The organism is Aeromonas sp. 2MA4, assembly GCF_029237305.1.
Taxonomy (GTDB): Bacteria; Pseudomonadota; Gammaproteobacteria; order Enterobacterales; family Aeromonadaceae; genus Aeromonas; species Aeromonas salmonicida.
The window spans coordinates 1-21520 of sequence record NZ_JAACFY010000030.1 but is presented as its reverse complement, the minus strand read 5'-3'; the positions used below and the strand labels follow the sequence as shown (position 1 = coordinate 21520).

The following is a 21520-nucleotide window of genomic DNA, read 5'->3' as shown; positions in this document are numbered from 1 at the left end:
GACGGCAAGGAGCCAGGATGCAGCACCCACAAGATCACTCCCAACTGGAGATAAGCGACGACAAGGGGCGGCTAGACGTGCCGCTGATCCACCGATTTTTGTCCGAGGAGGCCTACTGGTGCCTCGGCATTCCACAGGCAACGGTACAGAGAGCCATCAACCACTCCCTCTGTTTCGGTGGCTACGTGGCAGGCCAGCAGGTGGCCTTCGCCCGGGTCATCACGGACAGGGCCACCTTCGGCTATCTGGCGGATGTATTCGTGCTGCCCGCTCATCGCGGCCGGGGCCACAGCAAGGCGCTGGTGGCGGCCATTCTGGCTCACCCGCAATTGCAGGGACTGCGCCGCCTCTCCCTCGCTACCTCCGATGCCCACGGCCTCTATGCCGGTTTTGGCTTCGAGCCGCCGCGCAAACCGGCCAGCCTGATGGAAAAGTACGATCCCGAGATATATCTGCGCCCTTGAGCTCTGCCACGCAGGTGGCTCGTGGCCATGCAGCACGCCCCTGCGCTGTGTCGCAGGGGCGTGACAGTGCCTGATGAGGGTGTCCGCGACTTGATTGCCCTTGGGGCAGGTCACTGACCCCCCTGGTCTAATTGACCTCTGTCGTACTGTGACGAGCCGCGCGACAGTGCTAGATTGGCTGCCAGGATTTTCATTCACTCTGCAGACCCGTTAACCACAAGGACGGCAACCGTGGCCCAGCATTTTGCTTCTCTCTCCCTCCCCTCCTCTCTCCCGACCTTGCTGCAGGATCAGGCCGAGCGCCAGTGGCAACGGCTGATCGAGCTGGCGCCCGATTATGGCGCCCTGCCCGATGCGATTCGCCAGACCCTGCTGACCCTGCTTGGCCTCTCTGATTTTGTCTCCGATTCGCTCATCAAGCAGCCTGAACTGGTGACGCAGATCCTCGCCTCGGGGGATCTCGAGCGGTCAGAACGCTGGCCCGCCTATCAGCGCGATCTGACCGCCCTGCTCGCCGAGGTGGATGATGAAGAGGCGCTCAAGCGCATCCTGCGCCAGTTCAGACGCAGCCGCATGCTGGTGATCGCCTGGCGCGAGCTGCTGGGCCACGCGGCGGTGGAAGAGAGCTTTATCCATCTCACCAAACTGGCGGATGCCCTGATTTGCTCCGCCCGCGACTGGCTCTACGAGAGGCAGTGCGGCGAGCTGGGCACCCCCATGGACGGGGATGGCAACCCGCAGCCGCTGCTGATCCTCGGCATGGGCAAGCTCGGCGGCGGTGAGCTGAATTTTTCCTCGGATATCGATCTTATCTTCACCTTCCCCGAGAATGGCTACACGGTCGGCGGACGGCGCGAACTCGCCAACCAGCCTTTCTTCATCAAGCTGGGGCAACGGTTGATCAACGCCCTCCACCAGCCCACCCAGGATGGTCAGGTATTTCGGGTCGACATGCGGCTGCGCCCCTTCGGCGATGCGGGCCCGCTCGCCATCTCGTTTGCCGCCATGGAGGATTATTACCAGCACCACGGCCGCAACTGGGAACGCTACGCCATGGTCAAGGCGCGGGTGCTGGGCCCCCAGTGCGAGCACGCGGTCGCGCTGGCCGAAATGCTGCGCCCCTTCGTGTTTCGCCGCTACATCGACTTTGGCGTCATCGACGGCCTGCGCCAGATGAAGGCGATGATCGCCGCCGAGGTGCGCCGCAAAGGGCTGGAGGGCAACATCAAGCTGGGGGCCGGCGGCATTCGCGAGGTGGAGTTTATCGCCCAGGCGCTGCAGCTTATTCGCGGCGGTCGCGAGCCGGCGCTGCGGGTGCGCCACCTGCCGGAGGCGCTGGCCGCCATCGCCCAGTGCGGCGCCCTCGAATCCGCTCATTGCGACCGCTTGCTGGTGGCGTACCGCTTCCTGCGTCGGGTCGAAAACATTCTGCAGGAAATCGGCGATCAGCAGACCCAGACTCTGCCCACCGAGGAGCGTGATCGGTTGCGGCTGCTCACCGCCCTGGGTTTTGCCGACTGGAGCGCCTTTATGGCCCATCTGGATGAGGAGATGGCCGCCGTTCATCAGGAGTTCGCCGCCGTGGTAGGCGAAGAGAAAGAGGCCCCCGCCCATCTGGAACAACTCTGGCTCGATCTCTGGCGCACCGAACTCGATGCTGCCGAGCTGGAGACATTGCTCGTCGCTCAGGGCGTCCAGGATCCGGTTCCGCTCTGCACCGCCCTGCTGCGCTTCAAGGAGGAGTACAAGCGCCGCCAGGTGGGCCCGCAGGGGCGCATCGCCCTGGACTGGCTGATGCCTGAGTTGCTGCGACTGGTGGTGGCAAGCCGTGAGCCTGCCCGCCTGTTCGAGCGAGTGTGCGAGCTGCTGACCCGCATCTTCACCCGCAGCGCCTATCTGCAACTGCTGGCGGAGAACCCCGCCGCCCTGCGCCAGCTGGTACGGCTGTGCGATGCCAGCCATCTGGTGAGCGAGCAGCTGGCCCGCTACCCCATACTGCTGGATGAGCTGCTGGATCCCCAGCACCTCTACCACCCGACCCCGCTGGATCAGTACAAGCCCCAGCTGCGCCAGTTCCTGCTGCGCATCCCCGAAGAGGACGTCGAGCAGCAGATGGAGGCGCTGCGCCAGTTCAAGCAGGTGCAGCTCTTGCGCATAGTGGCGGCCGACATCGCCGGCGCACTGCCGCTGATGAAGGTGAGCGACCACCTCACCTGGCTGGCGGAGGCGATCACCGAAGAGGTGGTCAATCAGGCCTGGACCCAGATGAGCGAACGCTACGGGGTTCCGCCCGAAGTGACTGTGACCGGCCAACGCGGTTTCGCCGTGGTGGCCTATGGCAAGCTGGGCGGTATCGAGCTCGGCTACGGCTCGGATCTCGATCTGGTGTTCCTGCACGGCGGCGATCCCAACAGCTATACCGACGGCCGCAAACCCATCGACAGCCGCCAGTTCTACCTGCGCCTGGCCCAGCGGATCCTGCACCTGTTCAGCACCCGCACTCCGTCAGGCATCCTCTATGACATCGACATGCGACTGCGTCCCTCAGGCGACTCGGGGCTGCTGGTCTCCTCCCTCTCTGCCTATGAGCAGTACCAGCAAAAAGAAGCCTGGACCTGGGAGCATCAGGCGCTGGTGCGGGCCCGCCCCATCTACGGGGACGAGGCCGTCATCGCCGAGTTTGGGAGGATCCGCCGCGCCGTGCTGGCCAAGGAGCGCGAGCTGCCGACCCTGGCCCGCGAGGTACGCGAGATGCGCCACAAGATGCGGGATCACCTGCTCAAGGCCGGCGAGGGGGAGTTCGATCTCAAGCAATCCCCCGGCGGCATGGTGGATATCGAGTTCATCGCCCAGTATCTGGTGCTGGCTCACGCCAACGGCGAACCCGAGGCCCTGACCCGCTGGTCCGATAACGTGCGTATCTTCGATGAGTGCGTCATGGCGGGAGTGCTCACCCTGGAGCAGGCGGAAGGGCTGAAACACGCCTATCTGGAGATCCGCAACCTCGGCCATCGCCTCAATCTCTCGGAGATCTCCCGCAAGGTGGGTGACGACCAGTTGCTGACCGAACGGGGCCATGTGCTGGCGGTCTGGCAACTGCTGTTGGGGGAGTGACGCAAGGCTTGGCCGGAGCAATGAAAAGGGGCGCTTCAGCGCCCCTTGTACTTTCCGGTATGGTCGGTGGCATCTGGCCCTATCGCCCTGCGGCCAGCTCGATAAAAGTCGGCAGCATAAGCGGTATATCTTCAGCAGCGCGCACAGGCCAATCGACGGAGTCATGATTCCGTCCCTGAGAGCCGATACCTTCCTCTCAGGCATATTCTGGAGGCCACTACCCTGGATCGGGCCTCAAACCAGCAAGATCTCGATACCCTGTCGTTCCAGTGCCTGACGGTCCGAATCGCTAATCCCGGGGTCGGTAATGATGATGTCTATCTTGTCGATCGGCACGACCACGTTGGGGGTTCGCTGGCCAAATTTGCAGGAGTCGGTCACCACTATGATCTTTTTCGCTGACTGGCACATGGCCTGACTCACCTGATATGCCTCGTTGAAGGTGGTGATCCCCTGTTCAACATCAAAACCATCGGCGCCGATAAAGAGTTTGTCGAAGGTGAAGTCCCGAAAAGCCTGCTCGGCCGACTTGCCATGAAAGGAAGCGGAGCGTTTGCGATAGGTGCCGCCTGGCATCAGCAATGTCAGGGAGCTCTCAAGGGCTGCCGCTTCATTCATGATGTGCAGGCTGTTGGTCATCAGCTTGAGTCCGACATGTTCAGCCAGCCAGGGCACCATCTGCAAGGTGGTACTGCCACTGTCGAGCACGATTGACTCACCATTTTGCACAAGGCTGGCAGCCTTGGCCCCGATACGCTGCTTGATGTTCAAATTGAGCGTGGTTTTCTCGTCCATGGTACGGTCTTCCAGAGCGGCACCATTGAATGCCTCCGCCCCGCCATAACGCCTCATCACCAGCTGTGCCTGCTCCAGAAAGCGAAGATCGCTACGAACTGTGGCTCCTGTGATGTTGAAATAGTCAGCCAGCTCCTTCACTGACGTTCTGCCATTTTCACGTAGATAACGAACCAGCATATCGCGTCGAGTTTCTATAGACATTCAGGATTCTCACAGTGATTAAAAGTCTGACCAGTTCAGGAATCTACCTCCATTTTTTCAAAATGAAAACAAATGTACAGGAAAAACGTCACTTAGTTGATAAAGCGCACGCTATCGCCTCCCGAATGGAGGGAGATAACCCAGTCACATCCTGCTCACTCAGGGGCAAACTGGCGTGCAATAACGCGGTTAGTGGCTTGGGGCGTGTAAAGGTGCTGATCCCTTTCATCAGGCGAGCATCAAGGATCACGCCTTCTGCATCATGGACGAGTACCACCAGGGTGCGTGGCCGCCAACGGGAAGCTGTTCGGCCTATCCTGACCACTCCCTTTCGGCTCAGCTCCTGCAACATACGGTTGAAAGATTTTAATTGGAAAAATCCCAAGACCATTTGCAAAATCCATGCAGTCAATGCAACAAAAATCAAGGCATTTACCGTATCCATTAGTTACCTCACTGACGAAAATAAAGTGAAACGGCAGTGCCTCATGCACTGCCGAAATATCTGGTGACAAGCCATGATGGACTTAAAACATGACCTGACCACCAGTAATATTGATGGACTGGCCAGTACAGTAAGAAGCATTGTCGCTGGCATAGAATTTCAACACATTGAGTACATCTTGAAAGTCACAGCCACGTTTGAGGGGAACTTTGTCGATATAAGCCTGTTCCACTTGATCCTCTGGAATGCCGAGCTTTACCGCATACTGGGGTTTTAGCGATTGGAACATGGGACTCTTGAGCAAGTTTCCCAACATCAGTGAATGCACTGTGATGTTGTGCTCTGCCAGATCCAGAGCCAGAGATTGCGTCAGCCCTATGCCACCAAACTTTGCAGCTGAATAAGCCGAGTTATGCTTGGAACCCACTTTGCCAGATTTGGAGTTTATCTGGATGATACGACCACCGTGAGACTCCCGTATCATGATCCGCGCCACTTCTTTTGCACAAAGGAAATAACCTGTCAGGTTGATATCCAGTGAGCGATGCCAATCAGCGAGAGGAAAGCTGTCGATCTTGGCGGCGGTAGCCGTTCCCGCATTGTATACCAGCAGGTCGATACGACCGAAGCGCTCATCAATGGCGTTTACCATACGGATGACGTCTGCTTCCTGAATGGCATTGGCCTGAATCGACATGACATTTTCTGCACCATGGTCATGAGCCACTTCATCCGCTGTTTTCCGGGCAGCCTCGCCATCCAGATCGGCGACGACCACACGATAGCCATCATCAGCCAACCCTTTGGCCAGAAAAGCTCCCAGGCTTTTACCGCTACCAACTATCAGCGCCACTTTAGACATGTTATTCTCCCAAGGTTGTATCTCACCCTCCTCTACATCAGAGCGACCAAACTCAATAATGTGTAGAGGGGGTGTGAGTTTTCAGTGATTCGATGTAAATATGATTTCTGTGCCAATCTCCAGAGCCTTTGGGCATGTGCCATTGACATGGACAGTCCCCGGATATTCAGCTTCTGAAGCGCCATCAAATCGAATGGTAATATGACCCAATGCATCAAGGTTGTGGCTTACTACACAGCCAACCGCCGTAATGGGATAGCTGATTGCGCCTAATAAAAATTGTCCACCTACCAGAATCTCACCATTCAACTCGGCATCTGGATGAATGAAGCAATAGTCAGCGACATCCTTTGGTGCATTGTCATTGAAGATAATCATCATATTTTCATTGAGTGATTCTGTTGCGAATTCCCCAATTTGAGTTACTTGCGTCCGATAGAGCATTGTCTGTGTCCTTCTCTACAAGCGTGATTACTGATAAATGAAAAATGAAATAAACCAGGCAAAAGCAACCGTAGGTGCTCCCGTTAGAAAACGGGAATAAAGTACCGATGGGACACCAACCTGTACCGTGTCTGGTTTTGCCTCTGCCAGGCTTAGCCCAACCGGTATGAAGTCACAAGCAGCCTGGGCGTTGATAGCAAACAGAGCGGGCAATGCCAGATGAGGCGGTATGTTACCCAAACCAATCTGGGTTCCGACCAAGACACCAATGACTTGTGCAATAACGGCCCCAGGCCCAAGAAAGGGAGAGAGGAACGGAAAAGAGCAAATAAGTGCCAGTATGATTAGACCAACCGGATTCTGAGCTAGCGGAATAAGTGCATGCGCTATCACATCACCGATTCCAGAAGCCAGTATTACCCCAATCAACATTGATACAAATGCCATGAAGGGAATAATGGAGTTGATGACAGTGTTGATGGTTTCCCGACCAGCCTGAAAGAAGGTTGCCATGACTCCGCCCATGCCAATCCCTATTTTTGCAAGCAAGCTGTCACTTTGCTCACTCAGTTTTTTGCTACTGTCATATTGAGGTTTATCTGCATTCTGAACCAAGGTCTGTGGGGCTGCCTCTGTAGACACATCCCCGCTGGCATTTTTCAACCTGATATTATCAGGCGTGACTCCGGAAACATAAATATCCTCAACGATAAATTGTGCCATTGGCCCGCTTTTACCGGTGGAATGAATATTCACAGTAGGAATTTTCTTTTTAGGATAGAGACCACACCGCAGCGTACCACCACAGTCGATGATGACGACTGCGATCTCTTCCTCGGGCACAGAAGACTTGAAGCCATCCACCGCCTCCATGCCGGACAGTTCTACCATTCTGTCAACAATATCGGGGCGGGTACCTGCCGTGATATACAGGATTTTATTGCCAGGCTTGATCGGCACAATCAATGGACCACCCCAACCCGAAGCGCCTTTTGTTATATAGAGTACATTATCCATGATGAAACTCCTGAGTGAACTTAAGCAGTGACTTTAATATTGACTTCGCCACTAAGATAAATCCCTTGCTGACGCTCAACAAATGCCGTCGTCAAATCTGTTACCCAGCCGCGGAAAAAATTACTTATCATGCCAACCAATAAATAACTCATGGCCAAAGGTGCCAATGGCAAACCAAGCTGAGTCAGCCCACTTGCGATCCCCAGATAAACGAACAGCTCACCAGGATTAACATGAGGAAATAGACCATTCATCGAATGGCAACTGTAGGAGGCTGCTGCATAATAAGATGGCTTATATCGTTCAGGCAGAAAACGCCCCAAACTGAGGGTCATCGGGTTCATAAAAACAAATGTACCAATGACCGGCAGTATCAAATATCTGGAAATGGGATTGCCAGCGCTTTTTGCGGCCAAGCGTTCCACTCGTTCCTGACCAATGAATGCAATCAAGGCATTCATTGCGATCATCAGGGATATGAGCAAGGGAAGAATGCCAGTCATCATGCCGACAAATACCTCACCTCCTTTATGGAACAGTCCAATGAACCATTCCGCTGCATGAATAATGATATCCATGGTGTAGTCCTCAAGTAACTCCAGTGGTTGATAAGGGCACACAGAATGTGGATGACTTCAGCTGTGTGACGGGGGTTTGGCTGCTTCCTTGATAGCGTGCGACCCCAGCAATCCAATACTTTCACAATGAAAGGCAATTTTCACAAAATGATTTTCAATGTGTGATTTCAGTAGCACTTTTTCCGTTTTTACCCTTGAGTTTCACTAACGATGCCACCTGTGGTGAGCAAGCTAAGGCTGACAATCTCAAAAATTGTTAAACACAACAAGCTGAATCGTTACAGCAGCAATTCTACATCTATCGAATTTTTCATATTGAAAATCAAAGCTAGCTCCCATCGTTCAACTAAATGGCAATTCACTGAAAAACGGGCGCACTTATTGGGCTTCAAGCTGAGCAGTGAAGCCTGCAAACCCTGCATGAGAGCGCCACGACTGATGCCTTGGTGGTCAATCAGGCCGCTGGACCAAGATGAGTAAACGCTACGGGATACCGCCCGAAGTGGCTGTGAGAGAGCAACGCGGTTTCGCCGTGGTGGCTTATGGCAAGATTGGCGGTATCGTGCTCGGCTACGGCTCGGGCCTGGTGTTCTTGCACGGCGGCAACCCCGACATCGACAAAGACGGGCACAAGCCCATCGACAGCCGCCCGTTCTACCTGCGCCTATGAGAGCAGAACCAGCAGGCTGGTGTACGAACCCGTCCCATCTAGGGCGATGACCGAGTTTGTCATGGGGGGCATCCCCTTGGAGCAGACGAAAGGGCTGAAACACGCCTATCTGGAGATCCGCCACCCGGGCCATCACCGCAATCTCCCGGAGACCTCCCGCAAAGTGGGTGACAACCAGTTGCTGACCGAACGGAGCTGTCTGGCAACGGCTGTTGGGGGAGTGAAACAAGGCCGGCGGGATCAATGAAAAGGGGCGCTTCAGCGCCCCTTGTTGCAACCACCATCCGCACGACCTGTGCTATCGCCCCCCGGCAAGATCGATAAAGGTGCCGGTGGCGTAGGAAGCTTCGTCCGACAGCAGCCAGGCAATGGCGGCGGCCACCTCGGCTGGTTGACCGCCCCTCTGTAGCGGGATCTGGTTGTTCACCCTATCCACTCGGTCGGGTTCACCGCCGTCGGCATGCATCTCTGTGTAGATAAAGCCAGGGCGTACCCCGTTGACCCGGATCCCCTGCGCCGCCACCTCCAGCGACAAGCCTTTGGTCAGCACATCTATGGCCCCCTTGGAGGCGGCATAGTCCACGTATTCACCCGCCGAACCGAGGCGAGCGGCAGCCGAGGAGACATTGACGATGGCGCAGCCCGCCGTCATGCGGCGCACCGCCTCACGGCAGCAGAGAAAATAGCCGGTCACATTGGTGGTCAGTGTCTTGTTGATGCGCTCGGCGCTCGGCGCTCATCTCCAGCACCTTCATCTGTGGCTGCAAGATACCGGCGTTGTTGACCAGATGGGTAATCACCCCGAGCCGCTCGTCCATCTCCTCGAACAGGCGCACCACCTCGGCCTCGACGCTGATATCCGCCTGCACCGCTATGCAGGATACCGGATGTTGCGCCCGGATCTGTGCCACCAGCGTCTCGGCAGCCTGCCGGTCATGGCGATAGTTGATGCAGATATGATAACCCTGCCCCGCCAGATAGCGGGCAGTGGCCGCCCCTATCCCACGGCTGCCACCCGTGATCAGCACATTCCTGTTCATTGAACCTCCTTGTTCTTCGCCCTGATTGCCAGTCTCCGATACTGTCCGATAGCAGGCCAACCAGGATGCCGGTCAGGCAGTCACGCCGTGGTCCATCACCCGCGCCACCAGCATCCGGTTGAACTGCTGGTACTCATAGGGGTTGATGGGATTTGGGTAGCTCAACACCCGCAGCTCGTGCCCCTGATAGTCAGGATGATAGGGCGGATGCACATGGTCATGGTCGTTGAGACAAAAGCCCAGCGACTGGTAGAAGCGCAGCCGCCGGATGGCAATCTCATCCTCTGGCGGATCAATCTCCAGGATAACGGAGCGCCCCGCCGTCTCGCAGAAGTCAGCAAGCAGGCGGGAGCCATGGTTCTGGCCGCGCAGGGCCGGATTGATGGCCAGATGCTCGATATAGATCTGCTCGCCGCAGGCCCACCAGAAGATGAAGCCGAGCAGCAAGTCGCCTTGATAAAAGAGCTGACAGTGAAAGTGAGGATCCGCCATCTTGGCCTGCTGATGTTGCGGCTGGCGTTGCTCGTAGTGCGGAAAACTGCTGCCATAGATCTGCCAGACCAGAGGCCAGTCTGGATGGGATATCTCTCTCACTACTTCACTTCGACTCATTCATCTACTCCTTGGTAAAACAACAGTGATATCACCTTTGGGACAAGGGTACATCCCCATTTTTAACCAGAAGCAGCCATGGCTCTCTTGCCGCCTGCCCTCCGACGCATTGACATGCGGCAACAAAGAGCCCGCACGGGGCGGGCTCTGAATGGCAATAACAGGAAGGAGTTGCTACTTGAACAGCCCCTTGAGCAGCTGGTCGGCCACCCCTTTGACAGCGTCGTTGTCAGCCTTGTCACCCAACAGCTTCTTGAGACCGCGCTCGGCCTCCTTGCGGGCCTTCTCCTCCAGCACCTTGTTGTTGGTGAGCAGCTCTTTCACATCCAGCCGATAGGTAGGGGCCTGCCAGTGGCCGCCGATACGTACCGGTATTGTGATGTCCTTCAGCTCATCCACCTCCTTGCCCCCCTGGCCCTTGCTGCTCTCCACTATGGAGGTGAGGAACAGAAAATCGAGGGTTTGGGGCACCAATGCCGTCTGACCCTGACCCCGAACTCGCAGTGCCGGGGCGAACAGCTGGATATCGTCGCTGCGCGCCACGCCGTTCGCCAACTGGAAGCTGGCGGTGAGAGCGCTGAAGTCGGTCTTGCGTGCCTCCTTGACCTGATCTGTCCCCTTGCCGGTCAGAGTGGCTCGCGCCTCGCGGATCATCTCCGCCAGATTGATGCCATGCAGGGCACCGTCGCTCAACTTGAGGCTCACCTTGCCCTGCATCTTGTCGCGCAGCGCCTGCTCAGACAGTCCCGTGCCCTGCACCTGTACCTCTAGATCCCCCTTGCCTTCCAGCAGATCGCTCTGGGCCAGGGTTTGCAGCAGCGGGCGCACATTCACCCCTTGCACCCGTTTGTGTACCTGATATCGGGCTGGTTGCTGACGCGCATCTATTGCACCCTCGGCGGTCACCTGACCACCGGCCACACCGGCACTGAATTGCTTGAGGGTGAGCTGGCCACCGGCCAAGGCAAGTTGCAGATCGACGGCGCTCAAGTCCAGCCCCTTCAACCGCAGGCTATCAAGCTGCAAGCGCCCGGCAAGATCGAATGCCTTGAGCGCGCTCAGGTCAGGTTCTACCGTCGAGAGCCCCTTGGGGGCCTTGGCGGGCACTGCGCCTTTATCATCCGCTTTCGCCGCAGCGGGCTGCGCCGGAGCGGCTGCCTTGACCGTTGCCGGTTCGCCGAGCCAGCTGTCGAGATCCAGCTTGTCGCCCTTGAGATCAAATTCAATCTTGGGCACGGCACCGAGTCGCACCGTCCCTTCACCACGGAGCAGGGCATCGTCGGCGCTCATCACCAGCTTGCTCAGGGTGATCTTCTGCTGATCCAACTCGGCGCGGGCAAACCCTGCCAGTTTGAGGTTCATCTGCGGGCGTGGCAGTGCTTTACCTTGCAGATTGGCCGCCAGCTTCGCATCCGAGACTTCGACCAGTTGCAAACCCTTGTCTACTCGCGCCTTGAGGGTTCCCTCCAGCGAGCCGGCCAGAATCGGTTGGTCACCTTCCAGCTGGGCGCCTTGCAGGTTCAGGGTGAGGCTGCTCCACTCTCCCAGTGCCAGCCGATCGGCCTTGATCGAGAAGCTATCCAGCCGCTGTTGCGGCTGGCTGAGGCTGCCGCTCAGACTCAGGTTTTTCAGCTCGCTGGCCAACGCATCCTGTGCCAGCTTGACCTCTCCTTCCCCCTTGATATCGAAGACAAGCTTGCCTTGCGCCCCCTTGGCGGCCAGGGTCACCGGCACCCACTGACCCGGCGTCAGCTGGCCGAGAGCAAGATCGAGCTGATCGAGCCGGGAGAGAGTGCCGTTGCGATCGTCCTGTACCAGAGCGCTGGCCTGCTCCAGCACCACCCCCTGCAAAGTGATCTGCCAGGTCTGGCCATTGCTCTCAGGGGGCTGGCTCTGGCCACCTGGCGCGGGCTCTCTGTCCTTTGCCGCCTCAGGCGTCTTGATGAGATCGTTCAGGTTTGAGCTGCCATCGGCCCTGGTCTGGATAAACAGATGGGCACCGGTCAGGGTCACCTCGCCAATGTCCAGTCGATGGGAGAGCAGGGGCAACACGGCGACCGAGGCATCCCCCCGCTCGAAGCGCACCAGATCCGGCTCGGCAAAACCAGCCGGGTTGCGAAGCGCCACCCGCTCGAGGGAGAGACCCAGGCTCGGCCAGAAACGCCAGCCGATATCCCCCTCCATCACCAGCTCGCGGCCTGTGCTCTTGCGTACCTGCTCCACCAGTTGTGGCTTGAACTCATTGGGGTCAATCAGCTTGACCAGGGCTGTGATGACTACCAGGGCGGCCAATGCCAGCCCCAGCAAGATGTAAATGATCTTCTTCACGATGGACTCCTTGAATGCTGATCCTGTCGCTGACTATACCACCGGGGACGGGGCAGATGGCCCCCTCCATCCAAAACGGGAGAATGGCGAGACAGGGATGGTCGCGACACGGGAGCACAAGGCGTGAGTCGCTCACCGGCCACAAGAAAAGGGCCCCGCAGGGCCCTGATGTCATGGTCTGGTCGGCAACGGCCAGTAGCCCATCTCGCATGGGTCAGGGTTAACGCGGCAACTGCCGGTAGCCCATCTCATACAAGGTGAAGGCGTAGATGTCCGCGCTCTGCTCGATCAGCTTGGCCACCGGCGTGCCTGCTCCATGCCCAGCATTGGTCTCGATGCGAATGAGCTGGGGGTTGGGCCCAGCGTTGTCGGCCTGCAAGGTGGCGGCAAACTTGAAGGAGTGGCCTGGCACCACACGGTCGTCGTGATCCGCCGTGGTCACCATGGTAGAGGGGTAGCTGACACCGGCCCGCACGCTGTGCAGCGGTGAGTAGCCCTTCAGGTAGTCGAACATGGCCTCGCTGTCGGCGCTGCTACCGTAGTCGTAGGCCCAGCCAGCCCCGGCGGTAAAGGTGTGATAGCGCAGCATGTCGAGCACCCCCACCGCAGGCAAGGCAACACGCATCAGATCCGGCCGCTGGGTCATGACGGCCCCCACCAGCAGACCGCCGTTGGAACCACCCCGCACAGCCAGCCTGCCGCTGGAGGTATAGCCTTCGGCCTTCAGGTACTCGGCCGCGGCAATAAAGTCGTCGAACACGTTCTGCTTGTTCATCCTGGTGCCCGCCAGGTGCCAGGCCTGACCGTACTCGCCGCCGCCCCGCAGGTTGGCCACCGCATAGACGCCTCCCAGATCCAGCCAGTTGGCGACCGCCACGCTGAAGCTCGGGGTCAGGCTCACGTCAAAACCGCCATAGCCATAGAGGATGGTGGGATTGCTGCCATCGAGTTTCAGCCCCTTGCGGTAGCTGATGATGAGCGGCACCCGGGTGCCATCCTTGCTCTGGTAGAAGCGCTGCTCGGAGACATACTCCTCGGGCTTGAAGGGGGCCGCCGAGGCGCGATAGAGGCTGATGGCCCCGCTCTTTGGCTCGAACTGGTAGAGGGTTGGCGGCTGGGCATAGTTCTCGAAACCGAAGTAGAGGGCGGGATCATCCTGCTTGCCGTTGAAGCCGCTGACGCTGCCAAGACCTGGCAGCGCCACCTCGCGAATCCGTGTGCCGTCATGGTCGAACTGCTCGACCCGGGCGGTGGCATCCACCATGTATTCGGCAAACAGATAGCCGCTGCCGCTGTGCACCGTCAGCACCTGCTGGCGCTCGGGGATAAGGTCACGCCAGCGGGCGGGGCCGGGGTTGCCCGCATCCACCGTCACCAGCCGGCGGTTGGGGGCATCCCGATTGGTCAGCAAGTAAAGCGTGCTGCCCTTGTTGTCCACCAAGCTCACGTCAGCATCCAGATCCCCCTGCACCGTCAGCAGCGGCGCGTTCTCCTCGCTCAGGTTCTTCACATAGAGGCGGTTGCCTGAGGTGGAGTCCGCCGCCGAGATGAGCAGGTAGCGATCATCTTCGGTCACGGTTGCCCCCACGTAGCGGTGCTGCTGGGCCGGGATGGTACCGAACACCAGGCGGTCATCCTGCTGCGCCGTGCCGAGCAGGTGGAAGTAGAGCTTGTGCTGATCCGTCCTGGCCGACAGCTCGCTGCCATCGGGTTTGTCGTAGCTGGAGTAGAAGAAGCCCTCGTTGCCCAGCCAGCTGATGCCGCTGAACTTCACGTCCTTGAGGGGGGCCTCAAGGGGCTGTTTGCTCTCCACGTCCATCAGGTGGATCTCGCGCCAGTCGCTGCCAGCCAGGGACAAGGAATAGGCCAGGATGCGGCCGTCCCGGGAGAAGCTCAGCTGATCCAGCGCCGTGGTGCCGTCGGGGCTGAGGGTATTGGGATCGAAGAACACCTCGGCTGGTTTACCCGCCTGCTGGCGCCACAGCACGTTCTGGTTCTGCAAGCCGTCGTTCTTGAAGAAGTAGTGGTAGCGCCCCTCGCGAAACGGCGCCCCCTCCTTGGCGTAGTTCCAGGAGGCGGCCAGTTTGTCCTTGATGGCATCGCGAAACGGAATACGTGCCAGATAATCCCGGGTGACACTGTTCTGGGCCTTGACCCAGGCCTCGGTCTCCGCGCTGCGGTCGTCTTCCAGCCAGCGATAGGGGTCGGCCACGGCGTGACCGAAGTAGTGATCCACCTGATCGCTCTGGCGGGTGACGGGGTAGTGAAGGCGCTCTTTCCCTGACATGACATCCTCTCGGGTTGAGTGGCTGCTGCAAGCACACAGCAGTGACAAAGCCAGCAGGCTGACAATGGATCGCATCGATGCAGCTCCCTGCGGTTCGGGTGAAACAGGCAGGTTAACAAAGAGCCGCGCCCATCGCATCCCCCTCAATACGGTGAAGGGGGGCGTAAAAAAACCGGGCACGGGGCCCGGTTGAAAAACCTGCGCAGAGCAGGGCGTGTCACGTCAATGACACTGTTCAGGCTTGCCAGACTGGCAGTCCATGCCGTCCGGCCAATCCGCACCAGGGGGTTGAAGAGGGATGATCTCCCGCCCCCGGATGCGAATGAGTTGGCGCACAAAGGCGCCGAAAGTCTGGTTACTCCCGCTCAAGTGCATGGATGGGATCCATCCTCGCCGCCCGACGAGCCGGGAAAAAACCGAACAGCACGCCGATCAGGCTCGAGCAGAAGAAGGCAGCCAGCACGGCGCTTGCGGAGTAACGCATGGCAAACTGACTGCTGAAGTGCTCGAACAAGACGCCGACCAGCAGGGAGAGCAGCACACCGGCGGCGCCCCCCAGCAGGCAGACCAGCACAGCCTCGATCAGAAACTGCTGCATGATGTCGCTGGCCCTGGCGCCTACCGCCATCCGCACACCTATCTCGCGAGTACGCTCCGTCACCGACACCAGCATGATGTTCATCACCCCTATGCCGCCCACCACCAGAGAGATGAGCGCTATCATGGCAACCAGCAGCGTCATGGTGGCAGTGGTGCTGGTGATGGCCTGACGGATGCTGTCGGTGTTGAGCACGAAGAAATCCTGGCTGCCATGGCGCTGGCGAAGCAACCGGCTGAGACCATCCTCGGCGGCGGCCAGGGAAACCTCATCCTGCACCCGCACGCTGATGCTGCGCAGATAGCTCTGACCCAGCATCCGCTTCATGGCCGTGGTGTGAGGGATCCAGACATTGAGGTTCTCGTCGCTGCCAAAGCCGCTCTGATTGCGGGCCACCACACCGATCACCCGGCATGGCAGCTTGCCCAGCAGGATCACCTGCCCGAGTGGTGATTCCCCCGCATCGAACAGTCGATCCCGGCTGTTCGCGTCTATCACCACCTCCTGCGCCAGACTGGCCACGCTGCCGGCATCGAACAACATGCCCTGCAACACCCGATAGCCGCGCACCTGAAAGAACTGATCCCCCACCCCGTTTACCGTGCCGGAGACAGCCTGACTGCCCCGGCGCAGCGTGGTGCTGGTCGCCAGACTGGGGGTCACGCTGTGAACATAATCGAGCCCGGCCAGGGCATCGGCATCCTCGGTCCGCAAGGTCTGTATCGCCTCGGCCCGCTTATCCCCGAAGCCGCTGCCGGGAAAGATCTCCAGTGTGCTGGTGCCCATGGCATTGATGTTGGCCAGCACCTGTTGCTGGGAGCCGCGCCCCAGCGCCACCACGGAAACCACGGAGGCAATACCTATGATGATGCCGAGCATGGTGAGAAAGGTGCGCATCCGCTGGGCCTGCATGGCCCGCAGCGCCATCCGGAAGGCAGAGGCAAACCTGTCCAGCCCGCCACTCCATGCAGAGCGACCAGGCCGGGGGGTCTTCTGGAAAGGTTGGGAGTCAGATGCCGGCACGCGGCGACGATCGGCCACCACTTCCCCGTCCTTGAGCTCTATGATGCGCTCGGCCTGCTCGGCAATGCTCATGTCATGGGTCACTATCACCAGGGTGTGACCCTGCTCATGCAAGGCATGCAGTATGCCGAGCACCTCTGTGCCACTGTGGCTGTCGAGCGCGCCAGTCGGTTCATCCGCCAGTATCACCTGACCACCGTTGATGAGGGCACGGGCTATGCTGACCCGCTGCTGCTGGCCACCGGAGAGCTGGCTCGGCTTGTAGTCGAGCCGCGTACCCAGCCCCAACCTGCGCAGCAGCGTCTCGGCCCTGGCCTGTCGCTCACCGGCAGCCAGACCGGCATAAATGGCTGGCAACGCTACATTGTCGCGGGCACTGAGATCCCCCAGCAGGTGGTAGCGCTGGAAGATGAAACCGAAATGCTCGCGGCGCAGCGCCGCCAGTTGATCCGCGGCCAGCTTGCTCGTCTCCTGACCGGCAACCCGGTAGTGACCGTCGCTCGGCTGGTCCAGGCAGCCCAGAATATTGAGCAGGGTCGACTTGCCGGAGCCGGAGGCACCGACGATGGCCACCATCTCCCCCCTCTCTATGGTCAGGTCGATCCCCTTGAGCACCTGTACCCGCTGACCCCCCTCGCCGAAGTGACGCTGGATCCCGCTCAGTTGCAGCAGTGGCTGGGTCATGATCACATCCCCATGGGCGGGCCCATGCGCCCGCTCTGCTGGCTCTGGGCCGTCAACTGGCTCACCACCACGGATTCCCCCGCCTCGAGGCCGCTCAGGATCTGGGCTTCCACCTTGTTGTTGAGGCCCACTTTCACCTGCCGCCACTGCAGCTTGCCCGCACCATCCACCACCTGCACCCTGTCACCGCTCAGGGCGATGGCCGGGATCACCAGTGCATTGCGCTCGGTCGCCAGCACCAGGTGTACCTGAGCAGTCATGCCGATGCGCAGGGCACCTTCCGGGTTGCTCACCTCGAACAGGCCGTTGTAATAGACGGCTGTGGTGGTCGAACTGCTGGTGTCATCATTGATGGAATCCGGCGCGGGCTCGATGGCGCGCAACCTGGCCTCGTAACGGTGCTCGGGCGCCCCCAGTATGGTGAAGTAGATGGGCAGGCCCGTGCTCACCCTGATCACGTCCGCCTCCGAGATCTGGGCCTCCACCGTCATGGTGTCGAGCCGTGCCACCTTGACGATGGTCGGGGTACTCTGCACCGCATTGACCGTCTGTCCCTGCTCCACCGGAATGGCCACTATGGTGCCCGCCATGGGGGCGACGATGCGGGTATAGCCCAGATTGACTCTGGCGGTATCCACGGCGATGCGGGCCTGCACCGCCTGCGCAGTCAGCGCCCGGATATCGGCGCGAGTGGCTATCAGGGTCGCCTCTGCGCTGTCATAGTCGGCCTGGCTACCGAGCCCCCGAGCCAGCACCTTGCGCTGACGATCAAACACCAGCCCATTGTTGCGCAGGGTCGCCCGACGCGAGGCCAGCTGGGCCTGCACATTGTCGAGGGCGGCCTCGGCATCCTTGAGGGCGTTCTGCTGGGTGAGATCGTCGATCTCGACCAGCAGATCGCCCTGCTTCACCTGATCCCCGAGCGCAACGTGCAAGACCTTGATCTGGCCGGAGACCTGCGCCCCCACACTCACCAGCTTCTGAGCCTGCAGGGTACCGTCAGCCAGCACGCTCTGCTCCAGATCGCGCCGCTTGGCGGTGGCTGTGATATAGGAGGCCACCGGTGTCGCACCGGTCGCGCTGAAAAACCAGCCCACCGCAATCAGCAAGAGGGCTGGTAGCAGCAGACGGACAACGAACAGACGGGTACGGGTCATCGGGGATATCCTTGGATGAAACAAGCCAGCGCAATGTACCCCAATGCCCGGTTAAGCCTCCTGCAGGGCAGTGTAAGGATTGCGTAAAAGCAGCTGCCAGCCGCATGCAGACACGGGAAAATGGCGCCGACTCGAGAGGGAGAAGAGCAATGAAGATCCTGTTGGTGGACGATGACCTGGAGCTTGGCACCATGCTGAGTGAGTACCTGGGCGGCGAAGGCTTTGTCACCACCCATGTGCTGACCGGAAAGAGCGGTGTGCAACACGCTCTTTCCGGCAACTATGTGGCCGTGGTGCTCGACATCATGCTGCCCGACATCAACGGCAGCGAGGTACTGCGCCAGATCCGCCACGACAGCATGATCCCCGTCATCATGCTCACCGCCAAGGGGGACAACATCGACCGGGTGATCGGACTGGAGATGGGGGCCGACGACTATGTGCCCAAGCCTTGTTACCCCAGAGAGCTGGTCGCCAGGCTGAGGGCAGTGCTGCGACGAGTCGAACCTGCGCCGGTGCCAGCTGGCAAGAGTGACGGTTTGCGTCTGGCGGAACTGACCCTCTCCCCCGCCACTCGCCAGTGTCACTGGCAAGGCGAGCCACTGGAGCTGACCGCCACGGAATTCAATCTGCTGGAACTGCTGCTGCGGGCGCCGGAGAGGGTAGTCAGCAAGGATGAGCTATCCCTGCACGGACTGGGCCGCCCGCGCGAGCCCTATGATCGCAGCGTCGACGTGCACATCTGCAATATCCGCCAGAAGCTGCAGGCGCTGGCGGGTGAGGCCATCGGCATAGAGACGGTGCGCAGCATAGGATACCGGCTGACATGATCCTCAAGGGCCACCTGTTCTGGAAGATACTGTTCGGCTTCTGGTTCACCATCATAATGATGAGCCAGCTGCTGTGGGTCGCTTTCAGTCTCTACAGCCACGAAGGGCCGCCAGAGGAGAGAATGGCCCGGCAGCTGGCCGAGCGGCAACTGAACTCGGCGGCGACCCTGCTGCAAGAAAAGGGGCCCGCCACCCTGAACACCCTGACGACCAGCTGGCCCGCCGAGGAACGTCCGCTTCTGCATATCCAGCAGAGTGACGCCGCCCAATCCCCTTTCCCTCATCTGCTTACCCGCACTGTCAAAGGAGCCGATGACCAGCGTTACTGGCTTGGTTACGACACGTCCGGCCTGCAGCAACAACTGGCACCGCCGCCGCGACGCAACGACTGGCTCAACATGCCGCCCCCCATGTGGTGGATAGGCGGCCTCGGCGGTCTCTTCTTCAGCGCCCTGCTCGCCTGGCATCTGACTCGCCCCATGAACCAGTTTCGGCAGGGATTCGAGCGTCTCGCCCAGGGTGATCTGGGCGTGCGTCTCTATCCTCTGATGCGACGACGCCACGACGAGATCAGCGAGGCGGCCCGTGACTTCGATGCCATGGCCGAGCGGTTGCAACTGCTGGTCGAGAGCCGTGAACAGCTGCTGCACGACGTCTCCCACGAGCTGCGCTCTCCCCTCGCACGCCTGCAACTGGCTATCGGTCTGGCCCAACAGGATCCGGCCAGGATCGAGGGATCCCTGGCGCGGATCCAGCTCGAAACCCATCGCATGGACAAGATGATCGGCGAGCTGCTCACCCTCACCCGCGCCAGCCACGGCGAACGGGACTGTGAGGAGTATTACGATCTGCAAGCCCTGATTGAGGCAGTGGTGAGCGATGCCCGCTACGAGGCGCAGCACATGGGTGTCGAGATTAGGCTACTGGTGGATGAGGCGGTGGACCACACCATCTGCGGTCAGGCTGAGCTTATCCGCCGCGCGCTCGACAATGTGGTGCGCAATGCCCTGCGCTTCTCTCACCCTGGTCAATCCATCACCCTGACCCTGCTCAGGCAAGGGGGAGAGTTCTCCATCGAGGTGGCGGATCAAGGCATTGGGGTGGACGAAACCAAGCTTTCCAGCATGTTCGATCCCTTCGTGCGGATCGGGTCCCCTTCTGCAGGCAAGGGCTATGGGCTGGGACTCGCCATCACTCGTAAAGCCATTCAGGCACAGGGCGGCCGGGTCGAGGCCAAAAACGGCGATAACGGCGGTTTGATAGTCACCCTCTCACTGCCGGGCTAGCCCCTTATTCCAGCTCAGCCATCTGGTCACGTCGTTCGAGAGCGGTGAGGCGGGCACTCATCCCCGCAACCTTTGCAGCTGGCCGATGGCTGCGCCCGTGGATCGGAAGGCAAACTCTGTGAGGTAGATCTCACGCAACTTTCGCCACTCACAAGCGGCCACATCATCGGCCGCGGTAACGGCGGGCTTGTGAGCCAGCTCCAGCATGAAGACGGTATCGCAGGTGTGATAGACAACATCGTCATAGGGGTAGACGTTGGCAAAGGAGCCGAGATAGCGAGGCGCCTCTCTCCCCAGATCCAGCCCCAGTTCCTCTTTCAGCTCCCTAACTAATGCGGCCTCCAGCGACTCTCCGGGATCGACGAAACCACCGGGCAGATCCAGCAGTCCTTTGCCAGGCTCCCGCCCTCGCACCGCAACCAGCACTTCATCCTGCCAGCAAAGCGCCACCATCACGGCCGACGCCACATTCTGGAAATAGTGGAAACCACAACCACAGGCAAACTCTTTCTCGCTGCGTTTTTGCAGCGATTCGATACCACAGCGCGGGCAGAACATAGAGGCCACCTCCCATTTGAAACCAAAGTGCATTGTATGCCGCAAACCTCTTCAAATCAGCCTGCATAGAGCCCACTGCTCGGCAGGTACTACAAGCAAGTGAGCCCCTGAGCCGAAATACAAAAGGCCCTCCCAAGAGGGAAAGCCTTGTTGTGTTGGAGCTTGGCTGTGATGCAAATTGGCAAAAAATACACGAGAAAAAGCCCAGTCTTTCGACTGGGCTTCTCAATTTACTGGCGGAGCGGACGGGACTCGAACCCGCGACCCCCGGCGTGACAGGCCGGTATTCTAACCAACTGAACTACCGCTCCGCTGTCTGGTTAGCTTTTTGCTAAATTGTCTGCCGTTTCAACGAGGTGTCATCCTCTCGGCCAATGACGTGATTTTGCACATCATCGTTTAATTGGGTGCCTGGCAGTGTCCTACTCTCGCATGGCGAATGCCACACTACCATCGGCGCTACCGCGTTTCACTTCTGAGTTCGGCATGGGATCAGGTGGTTCCACGGCGCTATGGCCGCCAGG

General features: G+C 59.4%; 16 protein-coding genes, 1 tRNA gene, 1 rRNA gene and 2 pseudogenes. 5 read left to right on the top strand and 15 right to left on the bottom strand.

Going from position 1 to position 21520, the window contains the following annotated elements; genetic code table 11:
- Nucleotides 1–17 precede the first annotated feature (17 nt).
- Nucleotides 18–464: a GNAT family N-acetyltransferase gene (locus tag GWQ31_RS21085; RefSeq protein WP_125608748.1), complete on the top strand. Its 447-nt coding sequence runs from the start codon at nucleotides 18–20 to the stop codon at nucleotides 462–464.
- 231 nt (nucleotides 465–695) lie between these two features.
- On the top strand, nucleotides 696–3578 hold the full coding sequence (gene glnE / locus GWQ31_RS21080; RefSeq protein WP_275910208.1) for a bifunctional [glutamate--ammonia ligase]-adenylyl-L-tyrosine phosphorylase/[glutamate--ammonia-ligase] adenylyltransferase: 2883 nt from the start codon (nucleotides 696–698) through the stop codon (nucleotides 3576–3578).
- Between the two features lie 234 nt (nucleotides 3579–3812).
- Here the strand turns inward: glnE and GWQ31_RS21075 are convergent, their stop codons facing one another.
- The 6 genes from GWQ31_RS21075 to srlA form a co-directional block, all read right to left on the bottom strand.
- Nucleotides 3813–4577: a DNA-binding transcriptional repressor gene (locus GWQ31_RS21075; RefSeq protein ID WP_234593007.1), complete on the bottom strand. Its 765-nt coding sequence runs from the start codon at nucleotides 4575–4577 to the stop codon at nucleotides 3813–3815.
- 88 nt (nucleotides 4578–4665) lie between these two features.
- Nucleotides 4666–5022 carry a transcriptional regulator GutM gene (locus tag GWQ31_RS21070; protein ID WP_005318643.1) on the bottom strand — a complete coding sequence of 119 codons (357 nt, stop codon included), beginning with the start codon at nucleotides 5020–5022 and terminating at the stop codon, nucleotides 4666–4668.
- An 82-nt stretch (nucleotides 5023–5104) separates the two neighbouring features.
- Nucleotides 5105–5884: a sorbitol-6-phosphate dehydrogenase gene (gene srlD, locus GWQ31_RS21065; protein WP_058395280.1), complete on the bottom strand. Its 780-nt coding sequence runs from the start codon at nucleotides 5882–5884 to the stop codon at nucleotides 5105–5107.
- Nucleotides 5885–5965: 81 nt separating this feature from the next.
- On the bottom strand, nucleotides 5966–6328 hold the full coding sequence (locus tag GWQ31_RS21060) for a PTS glucitol/sorbitol transporter subunit IIA (protein ID WP_017413165.1): 363 nt from the start codon (nucleotides 6326–6328) through the stop codon (nucleotides 5966–5968).
- 27 nt (nucleotides 6329–6355) lie between these two features.
- Nucleotides 6356–7345, bottom strand: a complete 990-nt coding sequence (locus GWQ31_RS21055; protein ID WP_275910207.1) for a PTS glucitol/sorbitol transporter subunit IIB — start codon at nucleotides 7343–7345, stop codon at nucleotides 6356–6358.
- 20 nt (nucleotides 7346–7365) lie between these two features.
- Complete coding sequence (gene srlA, locus GWQ31_RS21050; protein WP_005318636.1) at nucleotides 7366–7923, bottom strand: glucitol/sorbitol-specific PTS transporter subunit IIC; 558 nt, start codon at nucleotides 7921–7923, stop codon at nucleotides 7366–7368.
- 416 nt (nucleotides 7924–8339) lie between these two features.
- Here srlA and GWQ31_RS21045 point away from each other — a divergent pair.
- A pseudogene (locus tag GWQ31_RS21045) lies at nucleotides 8340–8817 on the top strand (hypothetical protein); the annotation flags it as partial.
- Between the two features lie 74 nt (nucleotides 8818–8891).
- Here the strand turns inward: GWQ31_RS21045 and GWQ31_RS21750 are convergent.
- From GWQ31_RS21750 to GWQ31_RS21010, 6 genes and pseudogenes are all read right to left on the bottom strand, one after another.
- Nucleotides 8892–9633, bottom strand: a pseudogene (locus tag GWQ31_RS21750) (SDR family oxidoreductase).
- Nucleotides 9634–9705: 72 nt separating this feature from the next.
- Nucleotides 9706–10245: a GNAT family N-acetyltransferase gene (locus GWQ31_RS21030; RefSeq protein WP_275910204.1), complete on the bottom strand. Its 540-nt coding sequence runs from the start codon at nucleotides 10243–10245 to the stop codon at nucleotides 9706–9708.
- Between the two features lie 174 nt (nucleotides 10246–10419).
- The gene (locus GWQ31_RS21025; RefSeq protein WP_275910203.1) at nucleotides 10420–12573 is read right to left on the bottom strand and encodes an AsmA family protein; all 2154 of its coding nucleotides are present in this window, start codon (nucleotides 12571–12573) and stop codon (nucleotides 10420–10422) included.
- A 220-nt stretch (nucleotides 12574–12793) separates the two neighbouring features.
- Complete coding sequence (locus tag GWQ31_RS21020) at nucleotides 12794–14935, bottom strand: prolyl oligopeptidase family serine peptidase (protein ID WP_275910202.1); 2142 nt, start codon at nucleotides 14933–14935, stop codon at nucleotides 12794–12796.
- A gap of 280 nt (nucleotides 14936–15215) precedes the next feature.
- Nucleotides 15216–17165, bottom strand: a complete 1950-nt coding sequence (locus GWQ31_RS21015; protein ID WP_345893591.1) for a MacB family efflux pump subunit — start codon at nucleotides 17163–17165, stop codon at nucleotides 15216–15218.
- 2 nt (nucleotides 17166–17167) lie between these two features.
- Nucleotides 17168–18322 (bottom strand): efflux RND transporter periplasmic adaptor subunit, encoded by a 1155-nt coding sequence (locus tag GWQ31_RS21010; RefSeq protein ID WP_275910201.1) that lies wholly within the window; start codon nucleotides 18320–18322, stop codon nucleotides 17168–17170.
- Nucleotides 18323–18471: 149 nt separating this feature from the next.
- Here GWQ31_RS21010 and GWQ31_RS21005 point away from each other — a divergent pair, with 149 nt between their 5' ends.
- Entirely contained in the window at nucleotides 18472–19152 is a 681-nt protein-coding gene (locus tag GWQ31_RS21005; RefSeq protein WP_265463285.1) for a response regulator transcription factor, read from the top strand.
- Complete coding sequence (locus GWQ31_RS21000) at nucleotides 19149–20438, top strand: ATP-binding protein (RefSeq protein WP_275910200.1); 1290 nt, start codon at nucleotides 19149–19151, stop codon at nucleotides 20436–20438. The genes GWQ31_RS21005 and GWQ31_RS21000 overlap by 4 nt, the downstream gene beginning before the upstream one ends.
- A 57-nt stretch (nucleotides 20439–20495) precedes the next feature.
- Here GWQ31_RS21000 and GWQ31_RS20995 read toward each other — a convergent pair whose 3' ends face one another.
- From GWQ31_RS20995 to rrf, 3 genes are all read right to left on the bottom strand, one after another.
- Nucleotides 20496–20996, bottom strand: coding sequence for an NUDIX domain-containing protein (locus tag GWQ31_RS20995; protein ID WP_275910199.1), 501 nt, complete (start codon nucleotides 20994–20996; stop codon nucleotides 20496–20498).
- Nucleotides 20997–21230: 234 nt separating this feature from the next.
- Nucleotides 21231–21307, bottom strand: a tRNA-Asp gene (locus tag GWQ31_RS20990).
- A 98-nt stretch (nucleotides 21308–21405) separates the two neighbouring features.
- Nucleotides 21406–21520 (bottom strand): 5S ribosomal RNA (rrf, locus tag GWQ31_RS20985).

Excerpts from the sequence above, each read along its gene's own strand:
- srlD (WP_058395280.1), bottom strand. The coding sequence starts at position 5,884 with ATGTCTAAAGTGGCGCTGATAGTTGGTAGCGGTAAAAGCCTGGGAGCT.
- GWQ31_RS21005 (WP_265463285.1), top strand. The coding sequence starts at position 18,472 with ATGAAGATCCTGTTGGTGGACGATGACCTGGAGCTTGGCACCATGCTG.
- GWQ31_RS20995 (WP_275910199.1), bottom strand. The coding sequence starts at position 20,996 with ATGTTCTGCCCGCGCTGTGGTATCGAATCGCTGCAAAAACGCAGCGAG.
- GWQ31_RS21070 (WP_005318643.1), bottom strand. The coding sequence starts at position 5,022 with ATGGATACGGTAAATGCCTTGATTTTTGTTGCATTGACTGCATGGATT.
- srlA (WP_005318636.1), bottom strand. The coding sequence starts at position 7,923 with ATGGATATCATTATTCATGCAGCGGAATGGTTCATTGGACTGTTCCAT.
- GWQ31_RS21030 (WP_275910204.1), bottom strand. The coding sequence starts at position 10,245 with ATGAGTCGAAGTGAAGTAGTGAGAGAGATATCCCATCCAGACTGGCCT.
- GWQ31_RS21075 (WP_234593007.1), bottom strand. The coding sequence starts at position 4,577 with ATGTCTATAGAAACTCGACGCGATATGCTGGTTCGTTATCTACGTGAA.
- GWQ31_RS21010 (WP_275910201.1), bottom strand. The coding sequence starts at position 18,322 with ATGACCCGTACCCGTCTGTTCGTTGTCCGTCTGCTGCTACCAGCCCTC.
- GWQ31_RS21000 (WP_275910200.1), top strand. The coding sequence starts at position 19,149 with ATGATCCTCAAGGGCCACCTGTTCTGGAAGATACTGTTCGGCTTCTGG.
- GWQ31_RS21085 (WP_125608748.1), top strand. The coding sequence starts at position 18 with ATGCAGCACCCACAAGATCACTCCCAACTGGAGATAAGCGACGACAAG.
- GWQ31_RS21020 (WP_275910202.1), bottom strand. The coding sequence starts at position 14,935 with ATGCGATCCATTGTCAGCCTGCTGGCTTTGTCACTGCTGTGTGCTTGC.
- GWQ31_RS21015 (WP_345893591.1), bottom strand. The coding sequence starts at position 17,165 with ATGACCCAGCCACTGCTGCAACTGAGCGGGATCCAGCGTCACTTCGGC.
- GWQ31_RS21055 (WP_275910207.1), bottom strand. The coding sequence starts at position 7,345 with ATGGATAATGTACTCTATATAACAAAAGGCGCTTCGGGTTGGGGTGGT.
- GWQ31_RS21060 (WP_017413165.1), bottom strand. The coding sequence starts at position 6,328 with ATGCTCTATCGGACGCAAGTAACTCAAATTGGGGAATTCGCAACAGAA.